This window comes from Microbulbifer variabilis (assembly GCF_023716485.1).
GTDB lineage: Bacteria > Pseudomonadota > Gammaproteobacteria > Pseudomonadales > Cellvibrionaceae > Microbulbifer > Microbulbifer variabilis_B.
Window position 1 is genome coordinate 3,764,279 of the sequence record NZ_CP092418.1, and the last position, 17,629, is coordinate 3,781,907.

Sequence of the window (17,629 nt, forward strand, 5' to 3'; positions counted from 1 at the left end):
CAATTAATGAAGGCTTGATACCAGTCCCCAACCAAAAAACCCAATCCACTAAAACTCTGCACTCGCACGGAGATACCAAAAGCCGCCGTTAAAACCAAACGGTGATGTCAGAGCATGGCGAACGCCTAAATATTGCAGAGTACCGTCTTGTTCATCATCGGGCTGCACATCAAAAATATTTTCACCACCTATGGATAATTTATAATTTTCATAGAGAGTAAAGGTCGCCTCCAAGTCCACCAAAATTTCACTACCATAACTGTAGGTATCCGTAGCATCACCAGGACCAAACAAACCACCAGTAGACTCCCAATCACTGTAGCGATTGAATCTTAAGTAGCCGCTAAACAAATCACCTGTATCAAAATCAAAAGTCAGAGTTGTGCGATCACTGGGCACCTGATTTTCCAGGTCGAAGACTCTGGAGGCATTAATCGTATTAGTTTCTACTTTACTCACTTCTTGCTTATTGTGGTTGTGACGTAAATCCACAACCAGTAAATTACCTGCCACTTCAAAATCACTGGTAATGGCCAAGTCGATACCTGAAACTTCTGAATCGTATGCATTGACAAAATAGTTGGCATTGCTGTCTTTCAATAAGGCAGCATCCTCTACCCCTGCATTCTGTAGCAGCTCGATTTCTTCTGCGCCGATTTTATTGTTGCGCAATGCAAGGCGGTCTTCGATGTCAATGTTGTAGTAATCAAGAGTGACGCTGGTATTGCTAAACGGCGTAAACACTGCCCCTAAGGTAAAGCTGGTCGACTCCTCTGGCGTCAACTCTTTTGCCCCCAAGGCCATTGCTACCGGATGGTCCACCGGATAGGTACCACTCGGAATCAGGTTACCACTGGAATCTGCAGTGGTAGTGACATTAAGGGTATTCACTTGCCCAGGTGTTGGCGCACGGAAGCCCGTATTCACTGTCCCACGCAGAGCAAGGTTCTCATTGACATCGTAACGAGCTGAAAGCTTCCAGTCGGAGGTGGAACCAAACTCATCATATTCTTCTAAGCGCAACGCCACGCCAAGGGTTAATGCATCAGTAACATCCGCTTCGAGGTCGATATAAGCGGCAATACTCTCAATACTGAAACTACCGTCTGAGTCTTTGGAGAACCCCTGAAAACCATCTGAGCCTACACCAAAATACACCGCCGTTGGGCCAACCTCAGTAGACGCAGTATCACCAGCTCCAATTGAATAGGTTTCCTCACGCCATTCAGCGCCAAAAGCAACATTCAGTGGGGAGGCAAAGGCAGCAACATCAATAGGTTTCACAAAATCTGCATTTAGACTGGACTCTTCCTGGGTGAGGGTGCCCGGTTTGAAACTAGTGGGTGACAAAACCCCGAGGCTGGGATTAATAGAGTTTTTCAATACATATTCCACCTCATTCTCTGCAACACGAGCACGCAGATCCCAGGTCAAACCATTTTGAAATTCTCCACGAGCACCTATAACAGCGGAGATATCCTGAATTTCTGCACCAAATTGTGGATTGTAACCACCCGGGAATTGAGTATAAATCGGGTTGCGCAATACATAGCCACTGGGGCTGGAGTCATCCGCTACCAGGTAATCGGACGGATTTAAGCCTTGAGCAACAATATAATCAATCAGTGACTGGGGGGCTGGATCTGGCAAATAGTCGATACTACCCGGATCTGCAGGGTCATTGGGCATATCAACTTGTAAAGTGCCACGAGCGGTAAACTCATGTTCAGGATCTAATACTGGACCACGATAAAAGAAGTCTGAAATTGTTTCATTATTCGAGTAACCAAAATTTCCGTACAATTCGAAATTGTCATTAATTTCAAGGCCGCTGTTGACGAAAAATTTCAGTGCCTCCACATCCGGGTCACCCCAACGTTGGCCGAGCCCATCAAGGGGAACTAGGTTTTCACCAACTACAGAACCCACAAATTCCGCATCTGGGCGAGCAACCCCACGCCAAGTTTTATCAGCTTTGGAATATTCTACAGTGGCATTAACAAACCCCTGATCAAAAAGGTTGAAACCAGCATTAGCGGCAAAAGAATTACGAGTTCCATCCCCCTCAAAATATTCACCGGTCTGAGCAGAAAGAGCAAAACCTTCAGCATCATCCTTTAAGATGATATTAACCACGCCGGCAATAGCATCGGAGCCATACTGGGCCGAAGCACCATCACGCAGCACCTCGACTCTTTCGATAGCCAGTGAAGGCAACGTGGAAAAGTCCACCGCCTGAGCTCCCTGATTGACCGTACCCAGAGGAGCGAGCTGTAAATTCACCAAAGCAGAACGATGCCGACGAGTGCCATTGACCAGTACCAATGTTTGGTCCGGGGACAAATTACGCAGGGTTACTGGACGAATAAATGCCGTACCATCGGCGATGGGAAAGCGCTGGGTATTAAACGAGGGAGCAATTTTTGCCAGAGACTCAGTGAGGTCAAAGCCTGCTTGATCTGCCAACTCCTCTCCGCCAACTACGTCAACCGGTGAAAGAGTTTCTGTTGGGGAAACACCTTCCTTACGGGTACCGGTAGTAATCACCTCTTCCATAGTACGATCATCGGCTGTCGAAGATTTTTCATTTCGATCCTGCGCAAAAGCACTTGGAGCAGTCAGCACGATGGCGATTGCCAACGATAAAGGTTTTAGCAAATGGGTTTGCATATTGCCCGTCCTCTCTTCTCATTATTAATTCGGACAGCACACCACAGGTTACCCCTGATAAGTGATGCACAGTAATTTTCATGCGCACAATTTCAATAACTGTGCGCGACTTATTTCTGTGGGAATATGTCAGTTCGCCAAGATAGCTGCAAATTTTGGCGTCAGTGCTAAAAGACTTTCACTTTTTGGCATTTTCCCTCGTTCGATTAGACAACAGTTACTCTGGAAACCAAAATCCATGGCGTTTAAATTAATTTATAGCAATGACTGTCAGAGCCGACTGCCAGCCTTAACTGCCAATCATGTCATTTTTTTGCTGATATTTTAAAATCGAGGATGGAGATAATAGGCCCAGGGAAGAAAATTCCCTGGGCCCTCTTTTTTTATTGTGGGGTATAGGTGACATCCAGCTCAAAGTTGGAAGTTTGACGGCTGTATCCGCGAACCATGATGAAAGCTTGACTATCACCGCTCGGCACTTGTAGCGAACAATTTTCGGCTGAACCATTCTCGTAGGGTCGGCAATCGTAGTAGCGCCAGGTTGGGGCTGCTCCAAACCGCACGTATAGATCTGCGTCATTGGTGCCGGTCATATCCGCAACAAAATTGGTTGCCGGTGTCACGCTAAACGGCCCGTAATGCTCCTCTCCACCACGAGTCACACTGCCAGAGAAGCTTTCCGTTTTCTCCTGACCTGGATCGGGATCGGGATCCGGGTCGGGATCAGGACCTGGATCATCACCAATGGATCCCTTGGCTAGCTCTGCCACATAAGCGGCAGCCAGTTTGCCGAACTTCACAGCGTGATTTGCATCGCCACCACTGTTGGCTAAAGTGTCATTGACAGTGTGGATATAAGGATTAGAGCCATTAAATGTGGCCTCGAAAGGGAAAGAGGCCGCGAAGCCCTGGTTGTGCCAGGAGGCATGATCCGAACAAGCATAGCCACAGGTAGTTGTGCCGACACTAAGGTTCCCCAGATAGGTCTGAGCAAGATCTTTCAGGAAGGCATTCTGTGAGCTGTTGGTGTAATCACCAATAATATAGATATCACTGTTTGATCCATAATAATTGGTCATATCCAGTTGTAGAACACCAACCACATTTTTATTTTGGTTCTTGTAATCCGTAGCAATATCATCGGAACCACGCAAGCCAACCTCCTCTGCCGCATACCCCATAAAAGCCAGAGTTTTTGCAGGCTTGTAACCTGTTGCCACTATGGCATTCACCACATCGGTCAGAGTGGCGATACCCGAGGCATCATCATCGGCACCCGGTGCCCTGGTGCCTTCCCCGGTACCCCAGCCAACGGTGGAATCCAAATGCGCCCCCAATACCACGATTTCATCAGGATTTGTTTGCCCCTGAATAGTGAGAATGACCGAAGGCTGAGCCCAACTATGGCTATAGAGCTGCACAGATGCATCGCTGCGAGAGCTAGTCAATGCTTGCCATTTATCCCGAATCCATTCAGCACCAGCTACGCCTGTAGAGGTGGTGTAATAGCGATTGGTAAAATTGGAAAGGCTGGTGATTGTCGAGCGAATATTTGCCTCAGAGATTTCCGCCTGTAGGGCATTCACCACATTGGCATTATCAATGGTATAGCTGACAATACTCGACACAGTGTTAGCCAGTGGAGAGAGCTGCGCAGTTTGCGCCTCCTGCAGGGAATCATGCACCATAAAGCCACCACAACGATTGTGGCTATTATGCATTATCGTAGAAATTTCGGATAAATTATCCTCATTCACCTTCAATATGGTTATACCATTGCGCTCTCCTAGTGCATTCAGGGGCTCCTTAGCCATTAACGCACTGCTTTTTTTCAGGGATTGATAACCGTCACTGCCGATCGTTATCCACAAGTCCTCAGCTAAAGTTACACCGGGTACCACCAGTAACCCTAGTAGCGATGTACAAATCATTTTTTTCATTATCTTCTCCACATTGATTGATTCCCCCAGCGTAAGTCGGCAATTTCCCAAAAAACGCAGGGAAGCACTGAAGACTCATGCAAAATCCTTGCACAAACAGCATGTACCGATGCTGACGACATTAAAAAAACCCATAAAAAAACGTTCTTAAATACGCAACCTGACTCAAGAAGAAATACTGTACGACATATGGATTTATTTTTATTATTTAAACTTTGATAAACGCCGGGGTTAACAGATAGAAAAACTCAATAAAAATCAAAGAAACAAGCACCAATAGAAAAATGGTACTTGAACAATTTAGCACCACTCACCAAAAAACAAATAATAATTTTTAAGACTGAAGAGAACTTAAAAAATTCTGAATATAAAAAGTTTCACTATTGTGAATAGAGAAGGACAAACACCAGGCGAATTAAATCCAATAAAGGGCTATTAGAAAACGATCGAAATCACTCAACATAATAAACTCTGTTGGATTAGACAGGGACCATCGAGCAATGAATTACACTGCCTTCTTAACTCTATGCCTCAACTCTTACCCCTCTTCTTTTTCATCTTATGTAGAGAGTGCAGAGACACTTTGGCATCGCATAAGGTTTATGAGCCTTTAACCCATTCCCTTCAGCTTACAGTCAGGTTGGCTCAGGTAAGTTGCCCTTTTATCCCGATCATAGGAAACAGCAGTGAAGCTTAGATTTGGAACCCTTTCTTTGGTCGCCATCACGCTCTTAAGCACCGGTTGCGCCACCATGAGCAAAGATGAATGCCAAGTAGCCGACTGGCAGGCACTGGGTTATGAAGACGGCGCCGAAGGAAGAGGATTGAGTTACATGGGTAAACGACGGGAGTCCTGTGCAAAGTATGGCGTTCAGCTCAATACCAGTTCCTACCGCAACGGGCGGGATGAGGGGTTAGAACTTTTTTGTACAGAGCTACGCGGCTTTTCTGAAGGGCGTTCAGGGGAAAACTACGCCGGCGTTTGTCCCGCGGGCCTTGAAGGGCTCTTTCTGAAAGGCTATGAAACCGGCCGGAATCTTTTCATTGCCAAAACTGCAGTTGAGGAAATTGAAGCGGCTATTCACGATCGGGAGCTGGAACGTGAGCACCTCCTAGATGACATGACTGAAATAGGTGCCCAACTGGTTGAAGATGAAGCGACACGCGAAGAGCGGGTCACCATGCTGGCCGACATCGCACGCCTTAAGATGCGCCATACAGAGCTGGGACTAGAGATTGACGACTTACTATTCGAGCTGACACAAAGACAATTGGAATATCAGGATTTATTGGCTATATCTCCCTACCCACAATAAGTAACAGGGTAAACCCGGGCGGAGGAGAAGAGAAACTGTTCATTAAACGACATGGAGCATGGACAAATTAGTTATTAACGCCACTCTTCAAATAGTCTTATCTGTAAGGAGTTATTATCTTCCGTCTTTAAATAAGTTTCCAATGCAGAATCCAATATAATTTACTGGCAGTATAGTTTTATTTTATTTTTATTCTAAAATAAACGACTGAAACAAAACTCTAACTGTATCCAGCTAACACTAAATTCTCTGGGCCCTATCTATTTAGCTTCTATAAAAACAGTCATTATAAAAAGAAGACTAAAGAAATTGCTTACTTAGTCCCTAATTTTTCCCCGCATCGCCTTTACTTGAGAGCGGCGATTTTTATTTTTCAGGCGCCGCTCCTTTGAGCCTCGACTGGGTTTCGTCGCTATACGCGGCTTATCCACCCTGGATACCTGCTCGACCAATTGCTGTAAACGTTCCAAAGCATCTGCCCGATTTTTCTCCTGGGTCCGAAAGCACTGGGCCTTAATAACCACAATACCATCAGCTGAAACTCTCTGATCACGTAATTGTAGTAGCCGGGACTTAACCGCCTCAGGCAGAGAGGAGCTTCTAATATCAAACCTTAAGTGAATTGCACTGGAGACTTTATTTACATTTTGACCACCCGCCCCCTGGGCACGGACAGCGCTGAACTGCACATCAGCCAGGTTAATCTTTAGACGGGCACTTAACATAATTTCAAATCCAAAACCAACTCGATGACCATTAGGGTGAGAACTTATATTTTACTGAAATTCATCACTCTTTAGGACACTCTCCTTTCGGTACCCTGGTACTCCTCATTCTTAGAAAAACACTTGCCCTTCCCATTAATCAGACGCACCATGAATCGAACGATTAAAAAGCCATAGCGCATTTACCTAAAAAGAATCATTCAGTACTATTGCGCCACTTTGTGCGTGCCTCAAGGCCCCCAATTTTGGGATGACCAAGCAGCCAGCCACTTAACCCGTGACTTATTTTATTGTCTGGGTCAAATCCGCTAGTATTGCCAAGCTTCCTTGAGGTACAGGAACAAAAAACAATAAAGATGCACGCCCAGTTGTTTCCTCTGGACTCCTCCCGATGTCTCCGCGGGTGTGCCATTACCGCGACTAGGAGAAAACCATGCCTAACGCCAAGCGCAGCCTTGCGGCGGCTATTGCACTTGCATCCCTTACCAGCGTTTCTGCAATTGCAGAAGAATCGGCCTTCAGCCAGGTTATTGCTTTTGGTGACAGCCTCACCGACGTAGGCAACTACGATGTATTCACTAATGGTGGCGATGCAAATGATATCGCTATCAATGTCATGTCCCAGAATCTTGGCCTGGGCTCTTTAACAGCATCTTGTGCTGGTATGCAATCTTCTCTCTGCCTACCCAGTATTGACCCTGCATTGATGACTGACCCCGCCAAGCTTGAAGCAGATGTTTCGCGGCAGGTTTTTAACGGAGTCAACGAAGCAGGGTCTGTATGGGCTGTTGGTGGCCACAAAGCTGCTGACGTACTGATGAATATTATCGGTGCCGAGAACTACATGGCTTTCCTTCAAGCTAATGGTTTAGACGCTGACGTCAATCGACATAATCTTCTTAGCGCTTTTATGCCAGCTGTAGATGCGGAAGGAAAACCAGCCTACCCAGACCAACAATTGGCCGGCTTGCTAAAACAGAAGTTAACCGAAGCTGGGACATATGCCGCTATGGCAGAAGCTGCGAAAGCGCAAGGTGATTTAGTCGCTGCAGCCGGGTATCAGCAACAAGCATTAGCAGCCAAAGGCGAGGCTGATCAAGCTCTAGAACAATTAGGTACTTCTGGCAACCCACACCCTTTGGGTAGAGGTTACCTGGAGACCACTCTTGGAACTGCCGACGCCAACGCCCTTTACTGGGTAAATGGCGGCGGCAATGACTTACTGAGCGGCTTTGAAAGTGTCGCCAAAGGTGAAATGAGCATTGAGGAAGCCACTGCAAATGCAGGTCTGGCATCCGTGATGCTCGCGAGCGCTGCCGGCGCCTTATCCAACGCAGGGGCTAACTATATTCTGGTATCCAACGTGCCGGATATCAGCAAGACTCCAGCTGTTTATAAGGCCGTTAAAGACGCTGTAGACTCCAGTGAGAGCGCAGCTCAGCTTAAGGCGGCAGTAGCAGCAGGCCTGGTTACCCAAGATGAGGCTAATGCTCAACTGACGGCTGCTATTGATAAAGCTTTACTTGATGCAAGTAAGGCGTCCGAAGGCTTTAATGCCAACCTGTTGGCTCAAGCCAAAGATATCGACGGCGTTCTAATGGTCGACCAAGCCGGCCTGCTCAAGGTGGCCCTGAATAATGCCGGCCAACTGGGCCTGTCTACAGAATTCGACCAGGGCCAATATTGCTTTGACGGCAGCGGCGGTGATTGCATTGAGCACCCTGTATACGGCATTAGCCAGGACACTGCCGATGCATCCAAACTGATCTTCAACGATACCGTTCACCCCACCCAAGTTGGTCAGCAGGTTCTCGCCGACTACTACACCGCTATTGTAAATGCCGCTCAGGTCGCCGGTCAGCTGCCTGACATCGGCGCTCAGGCTGCTCGCACACACATTAACAGCCTGGATGAAAACCTGGCTGGTGTACGCTATAGCCAGGCCCAAACCGCAGTATTTGCTGGTGGCATTTTCGGTGATATCGATTACGACAACGGCTTTGCCGCCGATATGAGCGGCGATAGTAATGCCAACCTGATCGGTATGACCTACGCCCTGCGTGACAACCTGGAACTGGGCTTCGCGGTGAGCCGCTCCAATATCGATGTGGATAACGCCCGCTCCGATATCGAGTCCACCTCTACCAACTACAGCTTGTTTGGCCGCTTCCATCACGATGTATTCTTCGTTGAAGGTAGCATGACCCTGACCGATGTAGACTTCGACCAGGCAAACCGCGCCCTGACCCTCGGCAATAATTTTGCTTCCGAACTGGAAGGCGATACCTCCGGTGAAAATACCACTCTGAGCCTGACGGTTGGTGCCAATCTGTTCAGCGAATCAAGCTTCCAGTTAGGCCCCTTTATCGGCGTAACCCGAGCGACCATGGAAGTTGACGGCTATACCGAAAAGTCCATTGAGGGCTTTACTTACACCGACTCCATGGGTAATGAGTACGACCCCCTGGGCATGAATTACGGTGACCAAGAGCGTGACTACAACACCTTGCGCTTCGGTGCTTTTGCCAATAAGAGCTGGAACACCATCAATGCCTACGCGCAGGTTTGGTATGAAGATACCAACGGTACTGACACAGATACCCTTGAGGTAGGTGTTAAGTCTATGGCTGGTAACATGAACGCTATGCCCAGCTATTCCAGCGTGGACCAAGGCCTCTTCGACGATGGTATGGGCCTGATTGCTGGTATTCGCTGGCAAGCGGCTGACTCCCTCGCTTTAAGTGCCAATGTGACCTCACGCCCAGCGGCTGAGCAAGCATCGGTCAATGTTACCTACCGCTTCTAATCCAGCGATAGAGCTAACACTCGCGCCCCTCAGGGGCGCGATTCTCTTCCCTCTTCACCATATTAAGTTCCTCCCAATCCTCCTTCTCGCTATATAAACAGCGTACCGACACAATACAAAGCCAACCCTCATTGTGAAAAAAGCCAGTATGTTTCAAATCACAACACCTAATTTAGTGATCAGTGAGCTCTGTGAAAGTGACTCGAAACTGATGCTCAACCTACTCAATGATGAGGACTTCGTGAGATATATTGGCGATCGCGGAGTGCGCACTCTTGAGCAGGCTAGTGATTACATTAAAAAAGGGCCAATAGCCATGTACCGCAAGTACAGCTTTGGTCTCTATAAAGTTGAACTTGGCAATGGTATCGGCATTGGTATATGCGGCTTAATCAAGCGGGATTGTCTCGATGATGTAGATATTGGCTTCGCTTTCTTAGCAAAATATAGAGGCAGAGGCTACGCGTTAGAGGCAGCACAAGCCGTGCTGGAATATGCTCAACACCAATTAAACCTAGAGCGAATTGTCGCGATCACGCTACCCGAAAACACATCCTCAATAAAGCTGCTGAATAAAATTGGGCTTCAAGTAGAGAAAAAGATTGTTTTACCAGGGGAAACAGAAGAGCTTCTCCTGATGGCATGGGAAGCTTAACAGAATAACAGAAGTCATTTGGTGTCCAAAAATACTGCCACCAATAATGACCAACTCATGAAAAATGACTGGATAGAGTGTCTCTTCTGAGCCGACAGTTTCAACCACCGGCTCAGCGACCTAAACTTAGCCTCTCCAGCTTGGCATCAGGTCCAACTTCCAACCATCTTGGCTTTTTATTATTCTGGGGGCATTGATTTTATATTTCATATCCATGTACTCCATCGTAATAACAAGTTTTGCCCGCTCAACGCCAAACTTAGTTTCGATAGAGTAGTCAATAGACTCCAGATCAGCCTCATCCCAATCAAAGGAATGATTTTTACTTTTCAACAGGATTTTCTTGTAAGCGGTTTGAATTCTACTTTTCTGGGTACGTATATAATCTGCACCCTGCATCTTCTCTACCAACTCATTGGTTCGCTTCATAAAACCTTTTTTACTGGATTCACGAATATCAGCATTTAGAGCCAACTCAATCAAACCTTCATGATCTTCCGCTGTCATAAATAAATCGTTGTAGCCTTCCTGATCCTGGGAGGTTAGCGCATCTACAAGATCCTCTGCCAAATCCTCTGGTGTTGAGTTTTCTCCACAGGAGGCTAGAAATATGACAGATAATACCAGCACAGCTATTTTTTTCATTTATCCCCTCAATCTAAAGACCATGAACAGGGGGCGGATAGTAGGCATGAGAAGAATACCAATCAAGAGATTTTATGCTGACAGTAATCACACGTAATGACACTGATTGACTACAGCAGTAAAACTTCAAGATTGCTATTCTTCATTTGAACCCAGAAGTCCCTTCTCTTTATATCAGAACTCCAAACCAAGTTATGAACTGCGTTGATTGATAGCTTATCACCAGAGACAAGTCCAATCTTTACCAGATATCGCTCCTACAAATCCAATCAAAATACAATTAAAAAAATAAATTTTTACTTTTGAGCTTTTCGATTAGTCAATATCTAGGGCTGGCATTCAGGCCAAAATATTAAATAGTATTTTTTGTAGAAACATTGCATCTGAAGAGATAGCCGACACGGCCAAGAATCGTGAAATTCCGAAAATGAATATAAAAAACTACTTTTGAATCATAATCATCTATTTAAATCATTTCCATTGAGTAATTACACTATCAATTCAAGACAAATATGATAAAGCTTTAATACCTTACAAAAATCATGGTTTCTTTATTGACATGCCACGGCGCTAAGCTAGTCTCCAACTTATTAATCTAGGAGAAGAAAGCCATGATAATCGCGACAGATATGCCTGAAGTGAGCAAATGTGCCGCAACTCAGTGTGCCTATAATGCTAATGATGCCTGCCACGCCAGGGCGATAACTATAGGTGAAGGCGCGGACCCAGATTGCGACACTTTCTTCACTAATTCCAGGCACACCCGCAGTTCCCGCACCGCGGGTGTTGGCGCCTGTAAAATGGAAGACTGTAAATTTAACGATGACTTCGAATGTTCAGCGGACCGTATAGAGGTTGGGCGCAATGGCAACTCAACAAATTGCCTAAGCTATACCCACTGAGCCTGGATCAGCTGGCAAGTTCCTCCCCAATAATAAAGCCCGAAAGCTATCCGCTATCGGGCTTTTTCTTTTAAGGCATTACACGATCTTAATCTACAGCTTGTAAATCCCGTTGAGACTTCTCTTTGATATCCCGGGGCTCCCAAACTACCCCTTGAGTAGTCGCATGCTGCTTAAAGAGTGGTTGATAATGGGATTCCAGCACTTTGCGTTTAATTTTTAGAGTGGGAGTCAGAAATTCATTTAACGGAGTCCACTCCTCCTTACAGATAAAAATTGCCCGGATACGTTCATGGTACGGTAAACGCTCATTAACTGATTCCAGTATACGTCGCAACTGTTCATTGACCTCAGTACGAGGAAGCTTTTCCGCAGATTCCGATATGGTCGCCAACATCACAGGTTGATCCATACCATGCCCCAACACACAAAGTTGTGCCAAAAGGGTCTCATTACCGAAGTGTCCCTCCAGTAAGCTAGGCTGAATAAATTTTCCTTTACTCGTTTTAAAAGTTTCAGAGATCCTGCCTGTAATATGCAGTAAGCCCCTCTCATCGATAAAACCAGAATCCCCGGTATGGTAATAACCATCCCGAATGGCTTCTGCAGTTTTCTCTGGCTCTAAGTAATACCCTTTCATCAGAGAGCCGCTTTTGAAAAGGATTTCACCCTCATCAGAAATTTTCACCTCGCAACCGTGGTAAGGTTTACCCACCGTACCAGGCACTGGGTCCTCACCCGGCATCACAAAACAGCCATAGATAAAGTTTTCCGTCATCCCATAGCCATCAGCTATCTGCATCCCCATACGCTCATACCAGCGCAATAGCTCGATGGAAATTGGTGAGGCACCGCTTACCAGCATTCGTGCCTGATCCAGTCCAAGCCCGGCACGTACCTTATTTTTTAACCAACTATTCAGGCCCGGAATTCTGAGCAGTACATTTTGCAACGCAGGCGGAATCTTCTCGTCAATTCCCTCCTTAAACTTGGTCCACAATCTGGGAACCGAGAAGAACATAGTTGGCTTGGTGCGCTGTAAGTCTTCGAGGAAAGTATCCAGGGACTCCGGAAAATGTACCGGCGTACCTGAATAGAGACAGTGGAATTCCACCAAGATTCGCTCTGCGGCATGGGCCAAAGGCAGATAGGAAAGCACGCGGTCGCTCTCATTAAAGCCATAACCACGAATCATATTGGGTACTACAAAGACTACCGACGACCATGTATGCATCACGCCTTTGGGATTACCGGTAGTGCCAGAGGTATACATAATGGTGAAGAGGTCATCCTCATTAAAAACGGGACTTTCCTCATAGCGTTCATTAGAGGCGATAACAGCTCCCAACTCTTCATCGCAGTGTATTTCACAGCGCTGAATCGCTACCGAAGGTAGAGTGTCCGCCACTTCCTGAAGAGCGGCATTGTTATCTGTAGCTCCACAAAAAAGCAATTTCGACTCGGAGTGCTGCAAAACATAAGACATAGAGGATGCGGATTGCCCAGGATACAGAGGCACGCTAACCATACCAGCAAGCATGATACCTACATCAACAATGATCCAGTCAGCACAGTTTTTACCGTGAATTGCAATTCGATCGCCTGGTTCGAATCGGCTGCGCAGGTAGCCCGCGATACGTCTGGCCCGATCCATTACCTCACGCCAAGTGTAGTCCTGCCACTCGCGGCGCTGCATCTGACGAAGAAATACCGTTTCCGGTTCTTCCGCCTCTCTCTTGTAGAGAAGCTCCAATGGCTGCAGGCCCTTCACTTTTTCGTATCGCTCTTCTGGAGTCATCGCTTTCTCTCTCATTATTGTGTTTATTATGGTTTGATATTGGATAGCACTGTTAGACCCTGCATTTGGGTACTAGCAGCGACTTAAATTCCAGATCGCCAATTCAATTGACCGCGCACCTAAATCACCATTTTAGTGCACTCTGACTAGCAGCTTTCTAAGAGGTGCAGTCACAAATATATAGGTCAACGTCAGCTTATCGTTATTATTTAACTTAAAGTTACTGAATATGCTCGCTTAGTGCAATTCCTAAGCACTAGGAAAGGATGTACCACTTCAGCAAGAGTGTAGACTACCCAGTCCGTTGCAATGAGGTTGCAATAAGATAGTATCTGGTGCACTTTTTGTGGAAAGGCAAAAGCTTGAGTTAATGAAAAAACTTAGAAAAGCTTACGGCGCAAGAGATGACTAGCTAGTACCAACTATAATCACGGTAGTCATAATTGTGAATACTTATATTCTTATACTTTCACACTTTAAAAAATCTAATTACTTTCCAGCCTAAACCGTCAAAGCAAATGTGTGTTCACATAAATGACAAGAGCTAAACAGTATCGTTTTTTAAAAGATAAAAACTGGAATTATAATCGAATTAGCAGACCATCGCTGACTCTGACTAAAGCTTCGCTAGAAACACTCAACCAGTGAAAAATATTTACTAAATTAAAAGTTATTTTAAATAACTCACTGCTGCGAAGAACTTTATGCGCAATAGAGTTGAGAGGATAAAGGATGAGGAAGATAAAAGTTACAATTAAAGTATCTTAAAAAAGAGGAAAGCTCATCCAACTCTCCCCTCTTTTATTTCCTTATTTTTAGCTTACTGTCTCACCATGAGCCTGCTTATCTGCATGGTATGAAGAACGCACCAGCGGACCACAAGCGGCATGCTTAAAGCCGATTTGTTCTGCATAACGACGATATTCCTCAAACTCATCCGGATGTACATAGCGCTGCACGGGCAGGTGCTCTTTACTCGGCTGCAGGTACTGACCGATTGTGAGCATATCGATATCATACTCGCGCATATCGTCCATTACCTGGAAAATTTCTTCCTTTTCCTCACCCAGGCCCACCATCAAACCTGACTTGGTTAGTACATCCGGGCGACGCTTTTTGTACTCTTGCAGCAGCTTTAGGGACCACTTGTAATTGGCACCTGGGCGGGACTCACGATAAAGGCGCGGTACGGTTTCCAGGTTATGGTTGAATACATCCGGTGCCTGCTTTTCAAGGATATCCAGTGCAATATCCATGCGCCCGCGGAAGTCGGGGGTGAGGATTTCCACTTGCAGGTTCGGGGAGAGCTCGCGAGCTTCGCGGATACACTCGGCAAAATGCTGAGCCCCCCCATCGCGCAGGTCATCCCTATCCACCGAGGTAATAACCACGTAACGCAGACTCATGGCGGCAATGGCCTCCGCCAGATTCTTGGGCTCTTCCGGGTCCAGAGGGTTGGGCTTACCGTGGCCAACATCGCAGAAGGGGCAGCGGCGGGTACAGATTTCCCCCATGATCATGAAAGTGGCAGTACCGCCACTAAAACATTCACCCAGGTTCGGACAGCTGGCTTCTTCACATACGGTGGAGAGTTTTTGCGAGCGCAAGATACTCTTAATTCGATCCACTTCTTTTGAGGCTGGCACTTTCACCCGGATCCAGTCGGGTTTGCGCAGCACAGTATCACTGGCAATAACCTTGACTGGGATACGCTCTACTTTGTCACCATCACGCAGTTTCTCCCCCTGTTGAAGGCGGCGGGTGCGCTTTACCGGCACCAGATCGGGTTTATCAGCCATTACTCAATTCCTGCTGTTCCGCGCTCAGTTGCGCCAATACATGTTCTTCTAGTGGCTGCCACTTGGCCGAGGGCAGCTCCAAGGTACGCAGTAATTCGCGCACAAAAATTTCCGCCACCTGTTCCCAGGAGGGTACCTGTGGCAATAACTCGGCCATCTGCACCATTTGCATGCCGGCATATCCACAGGGGTTAATTCGGAGGAAAGGGGCCAGATCCATATCGATATTGATGGCAATACCGTGGAAGCTGCAGCCGCGGCGCACACGCAGGCCTATGGAAGCAATTTTATTGCCACTGCGAGGCCCTTCCGTGAGATAGACCCCTGGTGCATCAGCACGGGGCGCAGCCGCTATACCCAATGTTGCCAGCATTGCTACCGTAGCTTTCTCCAAGGCCGTCACCAGATCGCGCACGCCGATTTGGGCGCGACGTAGATCTAGCAATGGATAAACCACAAGCTGGCCGGGGCCGTGATAGGTCACCTGGCCACCACGGTCCACCTGCACCACTGGGATATCACCGGTATTCAACAGATGCTCTGCCCTGCCGGCCTGCCCCTGGGTAAATACCGGTTGATGCTCCACACACCAAATTTCATCAGCGCTACTTTCATCACGAAGATCGGTATATCGGGACATGGCACGCCAGACGATCTCGTAGTCCCGCCGGGCTAGGTTGCGGACAATGGTCATCAAAGCACCATATGAACCGCAGGATGTACTTTCAACTCCTCAAAGAGGGCCTTGAGCTGGTCCTCACCTGTAGCGAGGATAAAAAAGGTCATCGAGGTAAACTTCCCACTGCTACTATCCCGCAGAGTAACGCGCTCCTCATCCAAACCGGGGGCATGGCGACGCATAACTTCCAGAACGAACTGATGCGCGTCCTCATTGGCATCGCGTACCACTTTGACCATATAGTCTTCGCAAGGGAATTCAATCTTCGGGGGTTTCTGATTGGGATCTTGACTCATACCACTCTCCGGGACCGGCCTTTGGACATTAAGAAAAGCTTAGGTGCAGCCGGGCGGCGATTATACAGTGAGCGCAGGGCAGTGGACAGGGAATGACAGAGGAACTAGTCAGGGAACCGGGCGAGCCGGCCAGGGAGGCAAAATTGCCACCCCTGGCTGGTCAAAACTGAGCAAATTTAATTGAAGAAGCCCATAACAAAGCGCTTGATAGAATCCCACATGCGCTTGAAGAAACCGGCTCGGTCTACCTCTTCTGCGGCGACCGCTTTAACATCCGCGACAGTTTCACCATCGAGAGTCACAACAACTTTACCAACAGACTGACCCTTCTCGACGGGAGCTTCCAGCTCTCCATCCACAATCAGGTCGGCCTTAATACCCTCTTCGCCACCGCGTGGGATAGTTACAAAAATATCCTTCTCAACTGCTATGCCAACACTGGGTTCTTTACCACCCCAGACACGCTCGGTCTGCAGTACTTCGCCCTGCCCATATACTTTATGGGTCTGGTAGTAGCGGAAACCATAAGCCAGTAGCTTCTGGGTCTCTGAAGCGCGTTTTTCATCGCTATCGGTGCCTACCACGATGGCTATCAGGCGCATACCGCGCTTCATGGCAGAAGCCACCAAACAGTAGCCAGCCTCTTCGGTATGGCCTGTTTTAATGCCGTCTACTGCGGAATCGCGCCACAATAGGCGATTTCGGTTGGGCTGGTTGATACCGGAATAACTGAAATACTTCTCGGAGTAGATGTCGTAGTGTTCCGGGTGGTTGGCAATCAAAGCTCGTGCGAGAACCCCCAAATCCCGGGCGGTGGTCACATGCCCCTCAGCCGGCCAGCCGGTAGCATTGACAAAATTGGTGTTCTCCATCCCCAGCAGTTCGGCTTGCTGATTCATCACTTCAGCAAATACCTCCTCACTGCCTGAAACATGCTCAGCCAGGGCAATACTGGCGTCATTACCAGACTGGATAATAACGCCGCGCATCAGGTCCATAATCGGTACCTGGTCGCCAACCTTAACGAACATCTTAGAGCCGCCCTTGCGCCAGGCTTTCTCAGAGATACGTACCTTATCATCTTCTTTAATGCTGCCTTTGATCATCTCTTCCGAGACAATGTAGGCCGTCATCATTTTTGTAAGGCTGGCAGGAGGAACCTCCTTATCAGCCTCGTGTTCCACCAATACCTGACCGGTATTGGCATCCACAAGCAAGTAGGAGGTAGCCGCCAGCTGGGGCGGCGCTGGAATAAGTGATTGCGCCTGGGCTAGGCCCGCACAAAGCAACAGAAAAGAGCAGGCGATAATCCGTGTGATCATAGGTGAGAGTCTCGTTAATCCTCGTGTTCGTTGGCTGGCTGTTAACCTATTACTTATTTTAAGCGATTAATTCACA

General features: G+C 47.4%; 13 protein-coding genes. 4 read left to right on the top strand and 9 right to left on the bottom strand.

Going from position 1 to position 17,629, the window contains the following annotated elements:
• Positions 1-48: 48 nt before the first annotated feature.
• Positions 49-2,670: a TonB-dependent receptor plug domain-containing protein gene (locus MJO52_RS16735; protein WP_252083108.1), complete on the bottom strand. Its 2,622-nt coding sequence runs from the start codon at positions 2,668-2,670 to the stop codon at positions 49-51.
• Between the two features lie 383 nt (positions 2,671-3,053).
• Entirely contained in the window at positions 3,054-4,610 is a 1,557-nt protein-coding gene (locus tag MJO52_RS16740) for a M20/M25/M40 family metallo-hydrolase (protein ID WP_252083109.1), read from the bottom strand.
• A gap of 686 nt (positions 4,611-5,296) precedes the next feature.
• Between MJO52_RS16740 and MJO52_RS16745 the strand changes: the two genes are divergently transcribed.
• Entirely contained in the window at positions 5,297-5,926 is a 630-nt protein-coding gene (locus MJO52_RS16745; protein ID WP_252083110.1) for a DUF2799 domain-containing protein, read from the top strand.
• A gap of 317 nt (positions 5,927-6,243) precedes the next feature.
• Here MJO52_RS16745 and arfB read toward each other — a convergent pair whose 3' ends face one another.
• The gene (gene arfB, locus MJO52_RS16750) at positions 6,244-6,651 is read right to left on the bottom strand and encodes an alternative ribosome rescue aminoacyl-tRNA hydrolase ArfB (protein ID WP_252083111.1); all 408 of its coding nucleotides are present in this window, start codon (positions 6,649-6,651) and stop codon (positions 6,244-6,246) included.
• A gap of 433 nt (positions 6,652-7,084) precedes the next feature.
• On the opposite strand from arfB, the gene MJO52_RS16755 reads away from it, so the two are divergent.
• Both MJO52_RS16755 and MJO52_RS16760 read left to right on the top strand, forming a co-directional pair.
• Positions 7,085-9,457, top strand: a complete 2,373-nt coding sequence (locus tag MJO52_RS16755; protein WP_252083112.1) for an autotransporter outer membrane beta-barrel domain-containing protein — start codon at positions 7,085-7,087, stop codon at positions 9,455-9,457.
• Between the two features lie 133 nt (positions 9,458-9,590).
• A complete protein-coding gene (locus MJO52_RS16760) occupies positions 9,591-10,112 on the top strand; it encodes a GNAT family N-acetyltransferase (protein WP_252083113.1) in 522 nt (173 codons plus the stop codon).
• A 126-nt stretch (positions 10,113-10,238) separates the two neighbouring features.
• Here MJO52_RS16760 and MJO52_RS16765 read toward each other — a convergent pair whose 3' ends face one another.
• Positions 10,239-10,757, bottom strand: coding sequence for a hypothetical protein (locus tag MJO52_RS16765; protein ID WP_252083114.1), 519 nt, complete (start codon positions 10,755-10,757; stop codon positions 10,239-10,241).
• A 611-nt stretch (positions 10,758-11,368) separates the two neighbouring features.
• Between MJO52_RS16765 and MJO52_RS16770 the strand changes: the two genes are divergently transcribed.
• Positions 11,369-11,659 carry a DUF1540 domain-containing protein gene (locus MJO52_RS16770; RefSeq protein WP_252083115.1) on the top strand — a complete coding sequence of 97 codons (291 nt, stop codon included), beginning with the start codon at positions 11,369-11,371 and terminating at the stop codon, positions 11,657-11,659.
• Between the two features lie 88 nt (positions 11,660-11,747).
• Here MJO52_RS16770 and MJO52_RS16775 read toward each other — a convergent pair whose 3' ends face one another.
• From MJO52_RS16775 to MJO52_RS16795, 5 genes are all read right to left on the bottom strand, one after another.
• Positions 11,748-13,457 (bottom strand): AMP-binding protein, encoded by a 1,710-nt coding sequence (locus MJO52_RS16775; RefSeq protein WP_252083116.1) that lies wholly within the window; start codon positions 13,455-13,457, stop codon positions 11,748-11,750.
• Between the two features lie 815 nt (positions 13,458-14,272).
• Positions 14,273-15,256, bottom strand: coding sequence for a lipoyl synthase (gene lipA, locus MJO52_RS16780; RefSeq protein ID WP_252083117.1), 984 nt, complete (start codon positions 15,254-15,256; stop codon positions 14,273-14,275).
• Complete coding sequence (gene lipB, locus MJO52_RS16785; RefSeq protein ID WP_252083118.1) at positions 15,249-15,950, bottom strand: lipoyl(octanoyl) transferase LipB; 702 nt, start codon at positions 15,948-15,950, stop codon at positions 15,249-15,251. The genes lipA and lipB overlap by 8 nt, the downstream gene beginning before the upstream one ends.
• Positions 15,950-16,231: an HP0495 family protein gene (locus MJO52_RS16790; RefSeq protein ID WP_252083119.1), complete on the bottom strand. Its 282-nt coding sequence runs from the start codon at positions 16,229-16,231 to the stop codon at positions 15,950-15,952. Before MJO52_RS16790 ends, lipB begins: the two co-directional genes overlap by 1 nt.
• A 176-nt stretch (positions 16,232-16,407) precedes the next feature.
• On the bottom strand, positions 16,408-17,553 hold the full coding sequence (locus MJO52_RS16795; protein ID WP_252083120.1) for a D-alanyl-D-alanine carboxypeptidase family protein: 1,146 nt from the start codon (positions 17,551-17,553) through the stop codon (positions 16,408-16,410).
• Positions 17,554-17,629 lie beyond the last annotated feature (76 nt).

Bases quoted from the DNA above. Each gene is read 5' to 3' on its own strand.
- MJO52_RS16790 (WP_252083119.1), bottom strand. From the start codon at position 16,231: ATGAGTCAAGATCCCAATCAGAAACCCCCGAAGATTGAATTCCCTTGC.
- lipA (WP_252083117.1), bottom strand. From the start codon at position 15,256: ATGGCTGATAAACCCGATCTGGTGCCGGTAAAGCGCACCCGCCGCCTT.
- MJO52_RS16795 (WP_252083120.1), bottom strand. From the start codon at position 17,553: ATGATCACACGGATTATCGCCTGCTCTTTTCTGTTGCTTTGTGCGGGC.
- lipB (WP_252083118.1), bottom strand. From the start codon at position 15,950: ATGACCATTGTCCGCAACCTAGCCCGGCGGGACTACGAGATCGTCTGG.
- MJO52_RS16775 (WP_252083116.1), bottom strand. From the start codon at position 13,457: ATGACTCCAGAAGAGCGATACGAAAAAGTGAAGGGCCTGCAGCCATTG.
- MJO52_RS16735 (WP_252083108.1), bottom strand. From the start codon at position 2,670: ATGCAAACCCATTTGCTAAAACCTTTATCGTTGGCAATCGCCATCGTG.
- MJO52_RS16770 (WP_252083115.1), top strand. From the start codon at position 11,369: ATGATAATCGCGACAGATATGCCTGAAGTGAGCAAATGTGCCGCAACT.
- MJO52_RS16740 (WP_252083109.1), bottom strand. From the start codon at position 4,610: ATGAAAAAAATGATTTGTACATCGCTACTAGGGTTACTGGTGGTACCC.
- MJO52_RS16755 (WP_252083112.1), top strand. From the start codon at position 7,085: ATGCCTAACGCCAAGCGCAGCCTTGCGGCGGCTATTGCACTTGCATCC.
- arfB (WP_252083111.1), bottom strand. From the start codon at position 6,651: ATGTTAAGTGCCCGTCTAAAGATTAACCTGGCTGATGTGCAGTTCAGC.
- MJO52_RS16765 (WP_252083114.1), bottom strand. From the start codon at position 10,757: ATGAAAAAAATAGCTGTGCTGGTATTATCTGTCATATTTCTAGCCTCC.